We start from the raw sequence: 16,296 nt of genomic DNA, 5'->3' as shown, positions 1-16,296 counted from the left end.
ACCCCTCTGTTGCCTGTGATTATCGGGCCATGAAAGTGCATGTTGCACAACAGTCACGACACCCTCGAACAGCTAAGGAATGATCTCTGGCATGAATCGAAGAATGTTTATGAAAGCGTCAATGGCCTTCTCTGCCGTCAGCGGCATGACCGGCCTGTCAACGCTGTTTGCGCAATCCGCATGGGCAGAAGATGGCATTGCTGACGGAACCGCCGTACGCTTCGATTTCGACGTATTGAAGAAAAACGCGGCTGCGCTGGCGAAGAAACCCTGGGGCGGTGCACCAGGTGCACTGCCGGAGACGCTGGCCACACTGACCCCACAGGCGTACAACGAAATTCAGTATGACGCCAACCACTCACTCTGGAATAACCTGCCCGATCGTCAGCTGGACGTGCAGTTCTTCCACGTCGGCATGGGCTTCAAGCGGCGCATCCGCATGTTCTCTGTTGACGGCGAGAGCCGTCAGGCACGCGAAATTCACTTTCGCCCTGAGCTGTTCAACTATAACGACGCGAAGGTTGATACTAAGCAACTGGAGGGCAAAACTGACCTCGGCTTCGCCGGTTTCCGCGCATTTAAAAAACCGGAACTGGCCCGTCGCGACATCGTATCCTTCCTTGGCGCAAGTTACTTCCGTGCGGTAGACGATACTTACCAGTACGGCCTCTCGGCCCGTGGTGTCGCGATCAACACCTTCAGCAATGGCCAGGAAGAGTTCCCCGATTTCACCGCCTTCTGGTTTGAAACGCCGAAAGCGGAAGATACCACCTTTACCTGCTATGCCCTGCTGGATGGCGCGAGTGTCACCGGTGCCTATAAGTTCATCATCCACTGCGAAGAGAAACGCGTGGTGATGGAGGTGGAAAACCACCTGTTCGCCCGTAAAGAGATCCGTCAGATTGGCATCTCGCCAATGACCAGTATGTTCAGCTGCGGCACCAACGAGCGCCGCATGTGCAACACCTACCATCCGCAGATCCACGACTCCGATCGTCTGGCGATGTGGACCGGTAAAGGCGAATGGATCGCCCGCCCACTGAATAATCCGCAGCGTCTGCAGTTCAATGCCTATGAAGATGAGAATCCGCGAGGCTTTGGCCTGCTGCAGTTAAATCACGACTTCAAAGATTATCAGGATGTGATTGGCTGGTATGACAAACGTCCGAGCCTGTGGGTGGAGCCGGTCGGCAACTGGGGCAAAGGCGCAATTAACCTGATGGAGATCCCGACCACCGGTGAAACGCTGGATAACGTAGTCTGCTTCTGGCAACCGGCTGAGCCGGTCAAAGCGGGCAGCGAGCTGAACTTCTCTTACAAGCTCTACTGGAGTGGTCTGCCGCCAGTGCGAAGCGGTCTGGCACGTGTGGATGCGACCCGTACCGGTATCGGTGGTTTCCCGGAAGGCTGGGCGCCTGGCGAACACTTCCCGGAAACCTGGTGCCGCCGCTTCGCCATCGATTTTATTGGTGGTGATCTGCAGGCTGCTGCGCCGAAAGGCATTGAGCCGGTGATTACCGTTTCATCCGGCAGCGTGAAGCAGGTTGAAATTCTGTATGTCGATCCGCTCAAAGGATACCGCATCCTGTTTGACTGGTATCCGAACAGCGATTCCACCGAGCCAGTGGAGATGCGTCTGTTCCTGCGCAGCAAGGATGAGACGCTGAGTGAAACCTGGCTTTATCAGTATTTCCCGCCTGCGCCGGATCAGCGCAAATATGTCGATGACCGTCAGATGACGGTGGGTTGATGGAATAAAGCGAGGCTCAGGCCTCGCTTTTTTTATGGCGCATTCTTCAGCATATCGACGTGCGGAATGCCATCTTCCAGATAGTTCTCCCCCACCGCCACAAAGCCGTGCTGCCCATAGAAGTTTTCAAGATGCGCCTGCGCAGAGAGAAATATGTCACGGCCTGGCCAGTGCTGCTGACAACTGCTGATCGCCTGTTCCATCAGACGATTGCCCAGACGCGCACCGCGCACCCGATCTGAAACAATGACCCGTCCAATTTTCACCGGGCTGGTTTCATCTTCCGGGGAAAGAAGTCGCGCATAAGCCACCAGCTGATCATCCACCGTGCCCAGCAGATGCCTGTTTTTGGCCTGTAAATCTTTGCCATCCACATCAAGGTAAGCACACTGTTGCTCCACCACAAACACCGCACTGCGCAACGCCAGCAGCGCATAGAGTTCCGGGGCGGTAAGTTCGCTATGGTGTTTATCCTGCCAGTCAATGTTCATGGTCTCTCCTTACTAAACCAGACACTCTACATCAGCGCGAGGTCGTCAGCACCAGCTGGTCACCTCATCTGACAGACAAAAAAAATCAGGCCCGGAGGCCTGATTCATTATTCGCAGTTATCAGCTTACATCAGTGGCTGAGCCATCTGCACCAGTCTGATGAGCGGCTGCGGGTAAACCCCTAACAGCAGTACCAGAATGGCAGATATCAGGACCACGACACCACCGGCGGTGAATGCCCAGTTAGCCGGGGTATCACGGGTGTGCAGTTCCGGCGGGCTGAGGTAGAGACTTACCGTTACGCGCAGATAGTAGTAAAGGCCAATCGCACTGCCCGCTACCACCGCACCGGTCAGCCACCAGAGATGCGCACTGACGCCTGAAGCAATCACGTAGAATTTACCGATAAAGCCCAGCGTCATCGGGATACCGGCCAGTGACAGCATCATCACTGTCATGACCGCTGACAGGATAGGACGATGCCAGAACAGACCGCGATAAGAGTAGAGTGAATCTGCATCCGGGCCACGATACGGGCTGGACATCAGACTCACCACACCAAAGGCACCCAGGCTGCTGAACAGATAACCGGCCAGGTAAACACCGGAAGTTTCCAGCGACAGCTGATGATCTTTCACTGCAATCAGCGCGACCAGCAGATAACCGAGGTGGGCGATAGAGGAGTAACCCAGCAGACGCTTGATGTTGCTCTGCGAAATCGCCATCAGGTTACCGAACAGAATCGACACAAAGGCGATCATGGCCAGCACGGTGCGCACCGCTTCGCTGTCGGTCACCGGCGCGTACATAAACAGACGCATGATGACACCGAAGATCGCAATCTTGCTGGCCGTCGCCAGGAAGGTTGAAACCGGCGCAGGCGCACCCTGATACACATCGGGCGTCCAGAGATGGAACGGAACCAGTGAAAGTTTGAAGCCCAGGCCGATGATCATCATGCCCAGCCCCACCAGCAGCAGTGGCTCATGGATCATGCTGTCAGTCAGGCTCTGACCCAGCGCAACAAAGCTCAGGTTACCGGAATCGGCGTAGATCAGCGCAATACCAAACAGCAGGAACGATGAGGCCGCCGCAGACAGAATGGTGTATTTCAGTGCGGCTTCCAGCGAACGTTTCTGGCGGAAAGCGTAGCCAATCAGACCAAACAGCGGCAGCGACAACAGCTCAATGCCGATGAACAGCGAGGCCAGATGGTTAGCACTGGCCAGCACGATGCCACCGAGGGCCGCAATCAGCACCAGCAGATAGAACTCATCTTTGTTGTCCGGGTAACCCGCCAGCCATGGATAGGCAAAGGTACAGGTCGCCAGACTCGCCAGCATCACCAGCGCGGTATAGAACATCGAATAGCCATCGACGCGCAGCAGCGGCGTGACATCCATCGCCCCGACCTGACCGACAAAGTAGAGCGAGAACAGCGCCAGGTTCAGGCCAACTACCGTTAGCGTGGCGTTAACGAAGTGGTTGCGTCGCCAGGCAATGGACAGCATCACAACCACCACCGTCAATCCGACGATTAACAGCGGTAGTAACGCAATCAATTGGTGAGGAGTTATTGTCATGGCGAATTACGGCCTTGTAGTTGAAATTGAAGCGGTAAACCACTGCTGAATATTGCTCATGGCAGCGTGCGAAGTATCCAGAATCGGCTGTGGATAGACGCCCAGCAGCACCAGCAGCACCACCAGAACACCGATGGTCATAAACTCACGCGGCGACATACCTGGCAGCGGATCTTTCGATTTCGCTTCGCCATAGTAAGCGCGCTGCATCATCACCAGCGAGTAAATCGAGGCGAACACCAGACCAAAGGTCGCGATGATGATAATCATCGGCACTACCTGGAAGCTGCCGGTCAGAATCATAAATTCGCCGACGAAGTTACCAGTACCCGGCATACCAAGGTTGGCGACAGCAAAGAAGAGCGACAGACCCGGAATCCATTTGATGCGCGACCACAGACCACCCATCTGACGCATATCACGGGTATGCAGACGCTCATACAGCTGACCACACAGAATGAAGAGTGCCGCTGCGGACAGACCGTGTGCAATCATCTGAATCACCGCACCCTGCAGCGCCAGCTGGCTGCCGGTGTAGATAGCAATCAGCACAAAGCCCATGTGCGAAATCGAGGTATACGCGATCAGACGTTTGATATCGGTCTGCGAGAAGGCCATCCAGGCACCGTAGAAGATACCAATGATGCCTAACCACATAGCGATTGGCGCAAACTCCGCTGACGCGTTCGGGAACAGCGGCAGACTGAAACGCAGTAAGCCATAAGCCGCGGTTTTCAGCAGGATACCTGCCAGGTCAACAGAACCCGCAGTCGGCGCCTGACTGTGCGCATCCGGCAGCCAGCCATGCAACGGTACGACCGGCATCTTCACCGCAAAGGCGATAAAGAAGCCCAGCATCAGCAGATATTCAACACCGCTCGACATTGGCGTCTTCAGAAGCTGCTCGTAGTTAAACGTCCAGACACCGGTCGCGTTGTAGTGGACAAACACCAGACCCAGAATCGCAATCAGCATCACCAGACCGGAAGCCTGGGTGTAGATGAAGAACTTAGTCGCAGCGGAGATGCGGGTTTTGCCGTCAGACGCTTTATGACCCCAGAGCGCGATGAGGAAGTACATCGGCACCAGCATCATTTCCCAGAAGAAGAAGAACAGGAACATGTCGATGGAGAGGAACACACCGATCACGCCGCCCAGGATCCACATCAGGTTCAGATGGAAGAAGCCCTGATACTTTGAAATCTCATTCCATGAACAGAGCACCGCCATCAGACCGAGCAGGCCGGTCAGCACCACCATCAGCAGCGAAAGGCCATCAATGGCTAGATGGAAGCTGATGCCGAAGCGTGGGATCCACGGAACGGAGAAACTTGACTGCCACTGCGGAATGCCCGCTGCCTGCGTCAGTGAATAGCCTCCCTGCAACCAGAGTTGCAGCGAAAGCGCCAACGTCAGCCCCATGGTGATCAACGCGATCCAGCGTGGCACCTTCGCGCCAAGGCGCTCAGTGAGCCAGCAGATCAGACCGCCGACGAAGGGTATGATAATTAGCCAAGGTAATAACACGGCACACTTCCCTTTTCTTTGTCTTAGTTCGGGCTATCTTACTTGCCAGTTTGATTCCCGGCAGTGCTCGCAATCCTCACATACCTCGGTATGCTCCGGTTGCTGCGCGCTGGCGGTAACCAGACTGGCTGCGACGATAACGCCCTTGCTCAGGACAATTTTTGACATTCTCAATGGGCAGATTAACTAACCTGCCCCGCTCATCAATCTTTAAATCACCAGCAGCAGAGCCAGCACCAGTACGGCACCCAGGCTCATTGACGCAACGTACCAGCGCAGGTAGCCGTTCTCACTGACAACCAGGCCTTTGTTGGCAATGCGTGACAGCAGCGCAGGCAGGTTCATCAGACCATTCAGTGGGTCGCGCTTCAGCAGCCACGCAATGCCCAGGTAGGGTTTAACGAACACTTTATCGTAGAGCCAGTCGAAGCCCCAGGCCGCAAACCACCAGGTGCCGAAGAAGCGGCCTGGCGCACTGTTTGCGATACGGGTAACCAGCTCACGTTTGCCCAGCCACAGCGCAGCAGCGATCAGAATGCCGACAATCGCTACGATGCCTGAGGTGATTTCCAGTCCCACTTTGCCCGCTTCACCAAACTCATTGGCTGGCAATACACCCGCCAGCGGTGGCGTAATCAGCGCACCAATGAACGTAGAGAGCAGCAGTAGTACAATCAGCGGCAGATGATGGGTAATGCCTTTACCGGCGTGCGCATGAATTTTCTCTTCGCCGTGGAACACGATGAAGATCATGCGGAAGGTGTAGATAGAGGTCAGGAACGCCCCTACCAGACCCGCAACCATCAGGTTGATGTGACCGTTAGCCAGTGCGCCGAACAGAATCTCATCTTTACTGTAGAAGCCCGCCGTAATCAGCGGCAGTGCCGCCAGCGCCGCGCCGCCAACCAGGAAGCAGGTGTAGACCAGCGGAATGCTCTTACGCAGGCCACCCATTTTGAAGATGTTCTGTTCGTGATGGCAGGCCAGAATCACTGAACCCGAAGAGAGGAACAGTAACGCTTTAAAGAAGGCGTGCGTCATCAGATGGAAAATCGCCGCATCCCACGCCTGAACACCCAACGCCAGGAACATGTAACCAATCTGGCTCATGGTGGAGTAAGCGAGAACACGTTTGATGTCGGTCTGTACCAGCGCGGCAAAGCCCGCCAGCACCAGGGTAATTGCCCCGACGATGCCGACCAGATGCAGCACTTCCGGCGTCAGCAGGAAGAGACCGTGGCTGCGGGCAATCAGGTAAACACCCGCTGTCACCATGGTCGCGGCGTGGATCAGTGCTGAAACCGGTGTCGGACCGGCCATCGCATCAGCCAGCCAGGTCTGCAACGGCAACTGTGCCGATTTACCGACCGCGCCACCCAGCAGCATCAGCGTTGCCCACTGCAGCATATGGTTGTCTGCGGCAAAGTGCGCCGGCGCCAGTTCCATCATCTCGCGGAAGTTCAACGTGCCCAGCTCGTTGTAGAGAATGAACAGGCCGAATGCCAGGAAGACGTCGCCCACGCGGGTGATGATAAAGGCTTTCATCGCCGCTTTGCCGTTTTCCGGATTGCTGTAGTAGAAGCCGATCAGCAGATAAGAGCAGAGCCCTACCCCTTCCCAGCCCAGATACATCAGCATCAGGTTATCGGCCAGCACCAGAACAACCATGCTGGCGATAAACAGGTTGGTATAGGCGAAGAAGCGGGAGTAACCCTCTTCTCCACGCATGTACCAGGAGGCGAACATATGAATGAAGAAGCCAACACCGGTGACGACTGACAGCATGGTCAGAGACAGGCCATCCAGCGTCAGGTTCACTTTCATGTCGAAGTTGCCGACATGCATCCAGGTCCAGAGTGACTGGGTATAGGCTTGCTGACCACTGGCGAAGAACTCGAATCCGAGCATCACTGTAGTCAATGCTGCCAGACCCACCGATCCCATACCTACCGTGGCCGACAGGTTCTCAGACCAGCGACCGCGGGAAAACGCTAACAGCAGAAAGCCGATCAGCGGAAACAAGACAGTTAAATAGAGAAGATTCATCCGCGCATCTCGCTCACAGTATCAATGTTCAGCGTCTGACGACGACGATAGAGCTGAAGCAGCAGCGCCAGACCAATACTGGCTTCCGCTGCCGCCAGGCTGATCGCCAGGATATACATCACCTGTCCATCGGCCTGACCCCAGTAGCTCCCGGCAACCACCAGAGCTAAGGCGGCGGCGTTGATCATGATTTCAAGGCCGATCAGCATAAACAGCAGATTGCGGCGTATCACCAGCGACGTCAGTCCAAGGACAAACAGCACGGCAGCAAGAATCAATCCATGTTGTAACGGGATCATGCGTTCTCCTTTTTCACCTGAGCGGCGTCAGCATTACGGTTACTCAGGACTTCGCCCTGACGCTCTTCACGACCGATATGGAACGCCACGACCAGACCTGCCAGCAGGAGCATAGAAGCCAGTTCAACCGCCAGTACATAAGGACCAAACAGGCTGATGCCGACCGCTTTGGCGTCGATGATGGTGCCATCAATGCCCTGGTCATTCGCCGTCAGGATGGCGTAAATCATCACCACCAGCAGCAGCAACGAGACGATGCCGGGACCAATCCACAATGACGGGCTAAGCCACTCACGCTCCTGCTTCTCCGTCTGCTTGCCCAGGTTCAGCATCATAACGACGAAGACGAACAGCACCATGATGGCGCCAGCGTAGACGATGATCTCCAGCGCACCCGCAAAATAGGCACCCATAGAGAAGAAAACGCCCGCGATCGATAACAGCGAAACGATCAGGTACAGCAACGCATGTACCGGATTAGTGTGGGTGATGACGCGCAACGTCGTCAGCACCGCCACCAGTCCGCAAAGATAAAACGCAAATTCCATGCCTTGCTCCTTAAGGTAATAAGCCTTTGACGTCGATAGGCTTGGCTTCGTTTTCCGCTTCGCCCTTATCTTTACCGTCAATCGCCATACCTGCCATGCGGTAGAAGTTGTACTCCGGATATTTACCCGGGCCCGAAATCAGCAGATCGTCCTTTTCATACACCAGATCCTGACGCTTAAACTCACCCAGTTCGAAATCCGGGGTAAGCTGAATCGCGGTGGTCGGACAGGCTTCTTCACACATGCCGCAGAAAATACAGCGTGAGAAGTTGATGCGGAAGAACTCCGGGTACCAGCGGCCATCTTTGGTCTCGGCTTTCTGTAGTGAAATACAGCCAACCGGACAGGCAACCGCACACAGGTTACAGGCGACGCAACGCTCCTGACCATCCGGATCGCGGGTTAACACGATACGGCCACGATAGCGTGGCGGCAGATAAACCGGCTCTTCCGGGTACATCTGCGTTTCACGTTTGGCAAAGGCGTGCAGCCCTATCAGCCAGATACTGCGAACTGTCGTGCCAAAGCCTACGACAATATCTTTCAAAGTCATTTGTTAACCCCTTACGGCGCTGTGTAGAGAATCACTGCGGCAGTCGCCAGCAGGTTCAACAGCGTCAACGGCAGACACACTTTCCAGCCGAATGACAGCACCTGGTCGTAGCGTGGACGCGGAAGCGCAGCACGAATCAGGATGAACATCATCATAAAGAACGCCGTTTTCAGGGCGAACCAGATGAACGGCGGCAGGAAAGGTCCGTGCCAGCCACCAAAGAACAGCGTTACGATCAGCGCTGAAACGGTGGTAATCGCCACATATTCGCCGACAAAGAACAGGCCAAACTTCATGCCGGCATATTCAATGTGATAACCATCTGCCAGTTCCTGCTCCGCTTCTGGCTGGTCAAAGGGATGACGGTGACACACCGCCACGCCAGCAATACAGAAGGTTACGAAACCAAAGAACTGCGGAATGATGTTCCACAGGTGCGTCTGGCTGTTGACGATATCGTTCATGTTGAACGAGCCCGCCTGCGCCACCACACCCATCAGCGACAGACCCAGGAACACTTCGTAGCTCAGCGTCTGCGCCGAGGCGCGCATCGCACCCAGCAGCGAGTATTTGTTGTTACTCGACCAGCCAGCAAACAGCACGGCGTAGACCGCAAGGCCCGCCATCATCAGGAAGAACAGCAGACCGATATTCAGGTCTGTCACCATCCAGGTTGGCGACACTGGCACGATAGCAAAGGCCAGCAGCAGAGAAACAAAGGCAATAACCGGCGCAAGGGTAAAGATAAAGCGGTCGGTAAATGGCGGAACCCAGTCCTCTTTAAAGAACATTTTGATCATGTCCGCAACCAGCTGGAGCGAGCCGCCCCAGCCGACGCGGTTAGGTCCGTAACGGTTCTGGAACAGGCCGAGCAGACGACGCTCGGCGAAGCTCATGAACGCGCCGCAGGCCACAACCACCAGCAGAATCACAATGGCTTTAACAATGGCCAGCAGAATGTCGATAACGTCCGGTGTTAACCAGCTCATTGCGCCGCCTCCTGCAGAGTGTCGATTTTACCGTTCGCCAGGAATGGCGGAACGCCCGGCATACCCAGCGGCAGACCAATCTGACCCGCCTGCAGTGACGCCGAGAAACGGACCGGCAGACGCACTGTCTCGCCGGCACAGCTGAATTCAACCGCCGCGCCATTGTTGACGCCCAGCTTCGCTGCATCCTCCGGGTTAATCACCAATGCAGGCTCTGTCATGCGCTGCTGGAAGACCGGTGAACGCTGTGACATCTCTTCGCTACCGAACAACCGGTGGAGAGGCGCCACACGCCACTTCGCATCACTGACAAACGCGGCAGGAACGGTTGTGAACCATGGCAGCTCACTGTTGCTGGCTTCAAACAGGCGTACGCCCGGATCGCCATGACGCAGTTTGCCGCCCACTTCAGCCTGGAACTTGTTCCACGCCTGCGGTGAGTTCCAGCCTGGAGCCCAGGCAAACGGAATCTGCGAACGCGGAGCTGATGGCTGGTTGTTCCCTTCCATAGAGAAGGCGAACATGGTGTCCTGGTCCTGCGGCTGACGCGGTTCATGAACGCTGATATTCGCGCGCATCGCAGTACGTCCACTGTTACGTATTGGAGAACGCGCCAGTTTCTGACCACGGATGCGGAAGCTGGCGTCAGGTGCCGCTTCTTTAATACCCGCGAGCTGTGGCAGACGGGTCACCACGGCATCGATCACGTGATCGAGCTGCGTCCAGTCCACGTGACGGCTTTCCAGCGTGCTGTGCAGCGAGTGCAGCCAGCGCCAGCTTTCCAGCATCACAACGTTGCTGTCGTAATAGGCAGGATCGTAAACCTGGAAGAAACGCTGTGCGCGGCCTTCATGGTTAATCGAGGTACCATCACTTTCAGCGAAGCTGGCGGTGGATAACACCAGACCCGCTTTCTCCAGCGTGGCTGTACGCTGATGATCAACAACAATCACGTTCGTGGTCTGCGCCAGGGCTGCATCCACCACGGCTTTTGGTGCGTGACGATAGAGGTCATTTTCCAGCACCACCAGCGCATCGGCTTCACCGTTGCTCAGTTGCTCCAGCGCATGCTCCAGTGGATTACCGCCGATCATGCCCAGACCGATGCTGTTGGCGTGACCTGCCAACAGAGTAATGCCGACATCTGCGCCGCGTGCCTTCAGGGCTTTCGCCACGTTAGCTGCGGCTTCAATGACTGCGCTGCTGCCTGAGTGAGTACCGGAAATGATTAATGGCTTTTTCGCGCCGGCCAGCGCCTGAACGACAACGTCCATTTTCCCGTTGAGCTTGCTGTCGAAATCGGTCACTGCCGGAGCAGATTCATCCAGTGCACTGGCGATAGCGAAGCCAAGGCGCGCCTGATCTTCAACCGGCGCACGATAGCTCCATGCCGCGATATCATCCAGACGGGTTTCATCAACATGGGTAACAAACAGCGGATGTTTCGCGTTCTGACCGATGTTCATAATGGCGGCGATCTGCCAGTCTGCGACTTTCTGCGCAGCGGCCATATCACGCGCTTTGCCTTTCACCGCCTGACGGACAGAGAGTGCCACGCGCGCGCCAACCTGTGTAAGGTCTTCACCCAGCACCAGCACCGCATCGTAGCTTTCAATTTCACGCAGCGATGGCGTATAGACACCGCTTTCGCGCAGGACTTTGAGCATCAGTTCAAGACGGGCCTGCTCGTCCGCTGGCATACCGGTTGAGAAGTTCTCTGCGCCCACCAGTTCACGCAGGGCGAAGTTACTTTCAACGCTGGCGCGCGGCGAGCCGATACCGATCACTTTCTTCGCCTGACGCAGCAAATCTGCACCAGCATTGACCGCCTGCTCTGCGTTCAGCGTGACCCAGTCATTGCCGCGCAGCAGCATCGGCTGACGCGGACGATCTTTGCGGTTCACGTAGCCATAGCCAAAGCGGCCACGGTCACAAAGGAAGTAATGGTTTACGGTGCCGTTATAGCGGTTTTCGATACGACGCAACTCACCATAACGCTCACCCGGGCTGGTGTTACAGCCGACACTGCACTGCTGGCAGATGCTCGGCGCAAACTGCATATCCCATTTACGGTTATAGCGTTCTGAGTGGGTTTTATCCGTGAAGACGCCGGTCGGGCAGATTTCAACCAGGTTGCCAGAGAACTCGCTTTCCAGCGTGCCATCTTCCGGGCGACCAAAGTAGACGTTGTCATGCGCGCCGTAGACACCCAGATCTTTGCCATCGGCATAATCTTTGTAGTAACGCACACAGCGGTAACAGGCGATACAGCGGTTCATCTCGTGGGAGATGAACGGACCGAGATCCTGATTACGGTGAGTACGTTTGGTGAAGCGATAGCGGCGGAAGCTGTGGCCGGTCATTACTGTCATATCCTGCAGGTGACAGTTACCGCCCTCTTCGCACACCGGACAGTCGTGCGGGTGGTTGGTCATCAGCCACTCCACCACGCTTTCGCGGAACTCTTTCGCTTCGCCATCATCGATGGAGATGAATGTGCCGTCAGAGGCCGGTGTCATGCAGGACATGACAAGACGGCCGCGGGTATCTTCGGCATTCTGGAATTGCTTTACCGCACACTGGCGGCAGGCCCCAACGCTTCCCAGCGCCGGATGCCAGCAAAAGTAAGGAATATCAAGGCCCAGAGAGAGACATGCCTGTAGCAGGTTGTCCGCTCCGTTCACATCATACTCTTTACCGTCTACATGAATTGTAGCCATAGTGACATGCTTCCGTAAGGCTCGTCAGAGACGAGCGTTAATCATATTCTTGCCCCGACGCACGACATTGTCGGGGCGGCGGCACCAGGCCTGTTCCGTTTTTTGGTGAATTACCAGCGCGCTTTCAGCAGGTTTGGCTGGATCCCGCCAATGGCTCGGGTATTACCAAACACCTGCGGCGCCATACCGGCTTCAAACTCTTCACGGAAATATTTAATCGCACTCTGCAGCGGCTCAACCGCACCCGGCGCATGCGCACAGAAGGTTTTACCCGGGCCAAGCTGACGGCAGAGTTGCAGTAAGGTTTCAATATCGCCTGGCTGGCCCTGCTTCTGCTCCAGCGCACGCAGAATTTTCACGCTCCACGGCAGACCGTCACGACACGGAGTACACCAGCCGCACGACTCACGGGCAAAGAACTCTTCCAGGTTACGCACCAGGGAAACCATGTTGATCTCGTGATCGACGGCCATCGCCAGCGCCGTACCCAGACGACTGCCCGCTTTGCCAATGCTGGCAAATTCCATCGGCAGATCCAGGTGCTGGTCGGTCAGGAAGTCAGTCCCAGCGCCGCCGGGCTGCCAGGCCTTGAACTTCAGTCCGTCACGCATGCCGCCCGCATAATCTTCCAGGATCTCACGAGCGGTGATACCGAATGGCAGCTCCCAGACGCCGGGATTTTTAACCCGTCCGGAGAAGCCCATCATTTTGGTACCGGCATCTTCACTTTTAGAGATGTTTTTGTACCACTCCACACCGTTGGCCAGAATCGCCGGCACGTTCGAGAGGGTCTCTACGTTGTTCACGCAGGTTGGTTTGCCCCACGCGCCCGCACTCGCCGGGAATGGCGGCTTGGAACGCGGGTTAGCACGACGGCCTTCCAGTGAGTTAATCAGTGCCGTCTCTTCGCCGCAGATATAACGCCCTGCGCCGGTATGGACGATCAGCTCAAAGTCGAAGCCGGTACCGAGAATATTTTTACCGAGGTAGCCCGCTTCCGTTGCTTCAGCAATCGCACGACGCAGATGCACCGCCGCTTCAATGTATTCGCCACGTAAGAAGATGTAGCCACGGTAGGCCTTTAGCGCAAAGGCGCTGATCAGCATTCCTTCCACCAGCTGGTGAGGCATCTGCTCCATCAGCAGGCGGTCTTTATAGGTGCCTGGCTCCATTTCATCGGCGTTACACAGCAGGTAACGGATGTTCATCGACTCATCTTTCGGCATCAGGCTCCACTTCAGACCGGTAGAGAAGCCTGCACCGCCGCGCCCTTTCAGGCCGGAGTCTTTGACTGCCGCGACAATTTCATCCTGTGACATGCTTTTCAGCGCTTTTTCCGCACCGGCATAGCCGTTCTTGCTGCGATATTCATCTAGCCAGACAGGTTGCTTGTCGTCACGCATCCGCCAGGTGAGCGGATGGGTTTCAGCAGTACGAATGATCTGTTTGATTGTCATTGATACTGCTCCAGCAAAGAGGGAATGCCTTCTGGCGTCAGATGAACATGCGTGTCTTCATCCACCATCATCGTTGGGCCCTTGTCACAGTTACCCAGGCAGCAGGTTGGCAGCAGCGTAAAGCGGCCATCAGCAGTGGTTTGACCCGGTTTGATATTCAGCTGCTGCTCCAGTGCGGACTGGATGCCCTGATAACCGGTGATGTGACAGACCACGCTGTCACAATAACGGATCACATGACGGCCAACCGGCTGACGGAAGATCTGGCTATAAAACGTCGCCACCCCTTCAACATCACTCGCCGGGATACCCAGTACGTCGGCAATCGCGTTGATTGCGCCGTCCGGCACCCAGCCGCGCTGTTTCTGCACGATCTTCAGCGCTTCAATGGAGGCTGCACGCGCATCTTCGTAGTGGTGTTTTTCGTGCTCAATAGCGTGATGCTCTTCCGCGCTCAGCACGAAGACCTCGTTAGGGTCGATCGTTTTAATGGCAATGTGTTGATCGTGCATAATTAGCGGTCCACGTCTGACATAACAAAATCGATACTACCCAGATATACGATCAGGTCGGATACCAGGCTGCCACGGATTACTGAAGGAATCTGCTGCAGATGCGGGAAGCTCGGCGTACGCACGCGGGTGCGGTAGCTCATGGTGCTGCCATCGCTGGTCAGGTAGTAGCTGTTGATCCCTTTCGTCGCTTCAATCATCTGGAACGATTCATTGGCTGGCATCACCGGTCCCCACGAAACCTGCAGGAAGTGGGTGATCAGCGTTTCGATGTGCTGCAGCGTACGCTCTTTCGGTGGTGGCGTGGTCAGCGGATGATCCGCTTTAAACGGCCCCTCTGGCATATTGTTGAGACACTGCTCAAGGATACGCAGGGACTGCCACATCTCTTCCATCTTCAGCTGAACACGGCTGTAAGCATCGCTGACGCCGTCGCCGACCGGGATTTCGAAATCGAAGTTTTCGTAGCCTGAGTATGGACGCCATTTGCGCACGTCAAAGTCGAGACCCGTGGCACGCAGGCCGGCACCGGTCGTGCCCCACGCCAGCGCCTCTTCCATATTGTAAGCAGCAACGCCTTTTGAACGACCAATCAGCACGGTGTTACGCAGTGCCGCTTTGTCATATTCCTTCAGACGCTTCGGCATCCAGTCCAGGAAGTCACGCAGCAGACGTTCCCAGCCTCGCGGCAGGTCGTGTGCTACACCACCGATACGGAACCAGGCCGGGTGCATACGGAAACCGGTAATGGCTTCAACCACGTCATAGATTTTCTGGCGATCGGTAAAGGCAAAGAACACCGGCGTCATCGCGCCGACGTCCTGAATAAAGGTCGAGATATAAAGCAGATGGCTGTTAATGCGGAACAGCTCAGAGAGCATCACGCGGATCACGTTTACGCGATCGGGCACCACGATACCGGCCAGTTTTTCTACCGCCAGCACGTAAGGCATTTCGTTTACGCAGCCGCCGAGGTACTCGATACGGTCAGTGTAAGGAATGTAGCTGTGCCAGGACTGACGCTCACCCATCTTTTCGGCACCACGATGGTGATAACCGATGTCAGGTACGCAGTCGACAATCTCTTCACCGTCCAGCTGCAGGATGATGCGGAACGCACCGTGCGCCGACGGGTGGTTAGGCCCGAGGTTCAGGAACATGAAGTCTTCGTTGGTGGTGCTGCGCTTCATGCCCCAGTCTTCAGGCTTAAAAGTCAGCGCCTCCATCTCTAAATCTTCTTTCTGCTTAGTCAGCGTGAAAGGATCGAATTCGGTGGCGCGCGCCGGGTAATCTTTACGCAGCGGATGGCCTTCCCAGGTCGACGGCATCATGATGCGCGTCAGGTGCGGGTGACCATCAAAGGTAATACCAAACATCTCCCAGGTTTCACGCTCATACCAGTTGGCATTCGGGAAAAGACGGGTGATGGTCGGCAGATGCATGTCGTTTTCAGAGAGTGCCACCTTGAGCATGATGTCGCGGTTGCGTTCAATCGACAGCAGGTGGTAGAAAACGGAAAAATCCGCCGCAGGCAGGCCTGCACGGTGGGTACGTAAACGCTCATCCACGCCATGCAGGTCATACAGCATGACGTAAGGCTTCGGTAATTTACGCAGGAACTCGGTAATTTCCAGTATCTGTTCACGCTTAACCCAGACCACCGGAATGCCGGTGCGGGTTGGCTGTACAGTGAAGGCATCCGGCCCAAAACGGTTACGCAACTCGCCGATCACCGGGTCATCAAGGTGATCACGGGTTTGCCATGAAGGCTGAGCGAGATCTTGCGTGGTCAAATCTGTCATACGTTACTCACCATTCCGG

Annotated in this window: 13 protein-coding genes; 1 reads left to right on the top strand and 12 read right to left on the bottom strand. The window is 55.8% G+C overall.

Going from position 1 to position 16,296, the window contains the following annotated elements:
* The first annotated feature begins 91 nt into the window (after window positions 1-91).
* Window positions 92-1,750, top strand: a complete 1,659-nt coding sequence (locus KTJ90_RS06040) for a glucan biosynthesis protein D (protein ID WP_182629568.1) — start codon at window positions 92-94, stop codon at window positions 1,748-1,750.
* 32 nt (window positions 1,751-1,782) lie between these two features.
* Here the strand turns inward: KTJ90_RS06040 and KTJ90_RS06035 are convergent, their stop codons facing one another.
* The 12 genes from KTJ90_RS06035 to nuoC form a co-directional block, all read right to left on the bottom strand.
* Window positions 1,783-2,241 carry a GNAT family N-acetyltransferase gene (locus tag KTJ90_RS06035; protein WP_182629569.1) on the bottom strand — a complete coding sequence of 153 codons (459 nt, stop codon included), beginning with the start codon at window positions 2,239-2,241 and terminating at the stop codon, window positions 1,783-1,785.
* Between the two features lie 125 nt (window positions 2,242-2,366).
* Window positions 2,367-3,824, bottom strand: a complete 1,458-nt coding sequence (gene nuoN / locus KTJ90_RS06030) for an NADH-quinone oxidoreductase subunit N (protein WP_499026021.1) — start codon at window positions 3,822-3,824, stop codon at window positions 2,367-2,369.
* Window positions 3,825-3,830: 6 nt separating this feature from the next.
* Window positions 3,831-5,351, bottom strand: coding sequence for an NADH-quinone oxidoreductase subunit M (gene nuoM / locus KTJ90_RS06025; protein ID WP_003854232.1), 1,521 nt, complete (start codon window positions 5,349-5,351; stop codon window positions 3,831-3,833).
* 210 nt (window positions 5,352-5,561) lie between these two features.
* Window positions 5,562-7,397 (bottom strand): NADH-quinone oxidoreductase subunit L, encoded by a 1,836-nt coding sequence (nuoL, locus tag KTJ90_RS06020; protein ID WP_078804612.1) that lies wholly within the window; start codon window positions 7,395-7,397, stop codon window positions 5,562-5,564.
* Entirely contained in the window at window positions 7,394-7,696 is a 303-nt protein-coding gene (gene nuoK / locus KTJ90_RS06015) for an NADH-quinone oxidoreductase subunit NuoK (protein WP_003854236.1), read from the bottom strand. The genes nuoL and nuoK overlap by 4 nt, the downstream gene beginning before the upstream one ends.
* Window positions 7,693-8,244 (bottom strand): NADH-quinone oxidoreductase subunit J, encoded by a 552-nt coding sequence (gene nuoJ / locus KTJ90_RS06010; protein WP_003854237.1) that lies wholly within the window; start codon window positions 8,242-8,244, stop codon window positions 7,693-7,695. The genes nuoK and nuoJ overlap by 4 nt, the downstream gene beginning before the upstream one ends.
* 10 nt (window positions 8,245-8,254) lie before the next feature.
* Window positions 8,255-8,797 (bottom strand): NADH-quinone oxidoreductase subunit NuoI, encoded by a 543-nt coding sequence (gene nuoI, locus KTJ90_RS06005; RefSeq protein ID WP_003854239.1) that lies wholly within the window; start codon window positions 8,795-8,797, stop codon window positions 8,255-8,257.
* 11 nt (window positions 8,798-8,808) lie between these two features.
* Window positions 8,809-9,786 (bottom strand): NADH-quinone oxidoreductase subunit NuoH, encoded by a 978-nt coding sequence (nuoH, locus tag KTJ90_RS06000; protein WP_003854240.1) that lies wholly within the window; start codon window positions 9,784-9,786, stop codon window positions 8,809-8,811.
* Window positions 9,783-12,506, bottom strand: a complete 2,724-nt coding sequence (nuoG, locus tag KTJ90_RS05995) for an NADH-quinone oxidoreductase subunit NuoG (RefSeq protein WP_105098955.1) — start codon at window positions 12,504-12,506, stop codon at window positions 9,783-9,785. The genes nuoH and nuoG overlap by 4 nt, the downstream gene beginning before the upstream one ends.
* Before the next feature lie 110 nt (window positions 12,507-12,616).
* Window positions 12,617-13,957: an NADH-quinone oxidoreductase subunit NuoF gene (gene nuoF / locus KTJ90_RS05990; RefSeq protein ID WP_175501446.1), complete on the bottom strand. Its 1,341-nt coding sequence runs from the start codon at window positions 13,955-13,957 to the stop codon at window positions 12,617-12,619.
* Between the two features lie 2 nt (window positions 13,958-13,959).
* Window positions 13,960-14,475, bottom strand: coding sequence for an NADH-quinone oxidoreductase subunit NuoE (gene nuoE, locus KTJ90_RS05985; RefSeq protein ID WP_003854243.1), 516 nt, complete (start codon window positions 14,473-14,475; stop codon window positions 13,960-13,962).
* A 2-nt stretch (window positions 14,476-14,477) separates the two neighbouring features.
* Window positions 14,478-16,277 carry an NADH-quinone oxidoreductase subunit C/D gene (nuoC, locus tag KTJ90_RS05980; RefSeq protein WP_008926471.1) on the bottom strand — a complete coding sequence of 600 codons (1,800 nt, stop codon included), beginning with the start codon at window positions 16,275-16,277 and terminating at the stop codon, window positions 14,478-14,480.
* Between the last annotated feature and the right edge of the window lie 19 nt (window positions 16,278-16,296).

This window comes from Pantoea jilinensis, assembly GCF_019104105.1.
GTDB lineage: Bacteria > Pseudomonadota > Gammaproteobacteria > Enterobacterales > Enterobacteriaceae > Pantoea > Pantoea eucalypti.
This window is presented reverse-complemented; position numbering and strand designations above follow the sequence as displayed.

Excerpts from the sequence above, each read along its gene's own strand:
- nuoI (WP_003854239.1), bottom strand. The coding sequence starts at position 8,797 with ATGACTTTGAAAGATATTGTCGTAGGCTTTGGCACGACAGTTCGCAGT.
- nuoC (WP_008926471.1), bottom strand. The coding sequence starts at position 16,277 with ATGACAGATTTGACCACGCAAGATCTCGCTCAGCCTTCATGGCAAACC.
- KTJ90_RS06040 (WP_182629568.1), top strand. The coding sequence starts at position 92 with ATGAATCGAAGAATGTTTATGAAAGCGTCAATGGCCTTCTCTGCCGTC.
- nuoE (WP_003854243.1), bottom strand. The coding sequence starts at position 14,475 with ATGCACGATCAACACATTGCCATTAAAACGATCGACCCTAACGAGGTC.
- nuoN (WP_499026021.1), bottom strand. The coding sequence starts at position 3,824 with ATGACAATAACTCCTCACCAATTGATTGCGTTACTACCGCTGTTAATC.
- nuoK (WP_003854236.1), bottom strand. The coding sequence starts at position 7,696 with ATGATCCCGTTACAACATGGATTGATTCTTGCTGCCGTGCTGTTTGTC.
- KTJ90_RS06035 (WP_182629569.1), bottom strand. The coding sequence starts at position 2,241 with ATGAACATTGACTGGCAGGATAAACACCATAGCGAACTTACCGCCCCG.
- nuoL (WP_078804612.1), bottom strand. The coding sequence starts at position 7,397 with ATGAATCTTCTCTATTTAACTGTCTTGTTTCCGCTGATCGGCTTTCTG.
- nuoJ (WP_003854237.1), bottom strand. The coding sequence starts at position 8,244 with ATGGAATTTGCGTTTTATCTTTGCGGACTGGTGGCGGTGCTGACGACG.
- nuoH (WP_003854240.1), bottom strand. The coding sequence starts at position 9,786 with ATGAGCTGGTTAACACCGGACGTTATCGACATTCTGCTGGCCATTGTT.
- nuoG (WP_105098955.1), bottom strand. The coding sequence starts at position 12,506 with ATGGCTACAATTCATGTAGACGGTAAAGAGTATGATGTGAACGGAGCG.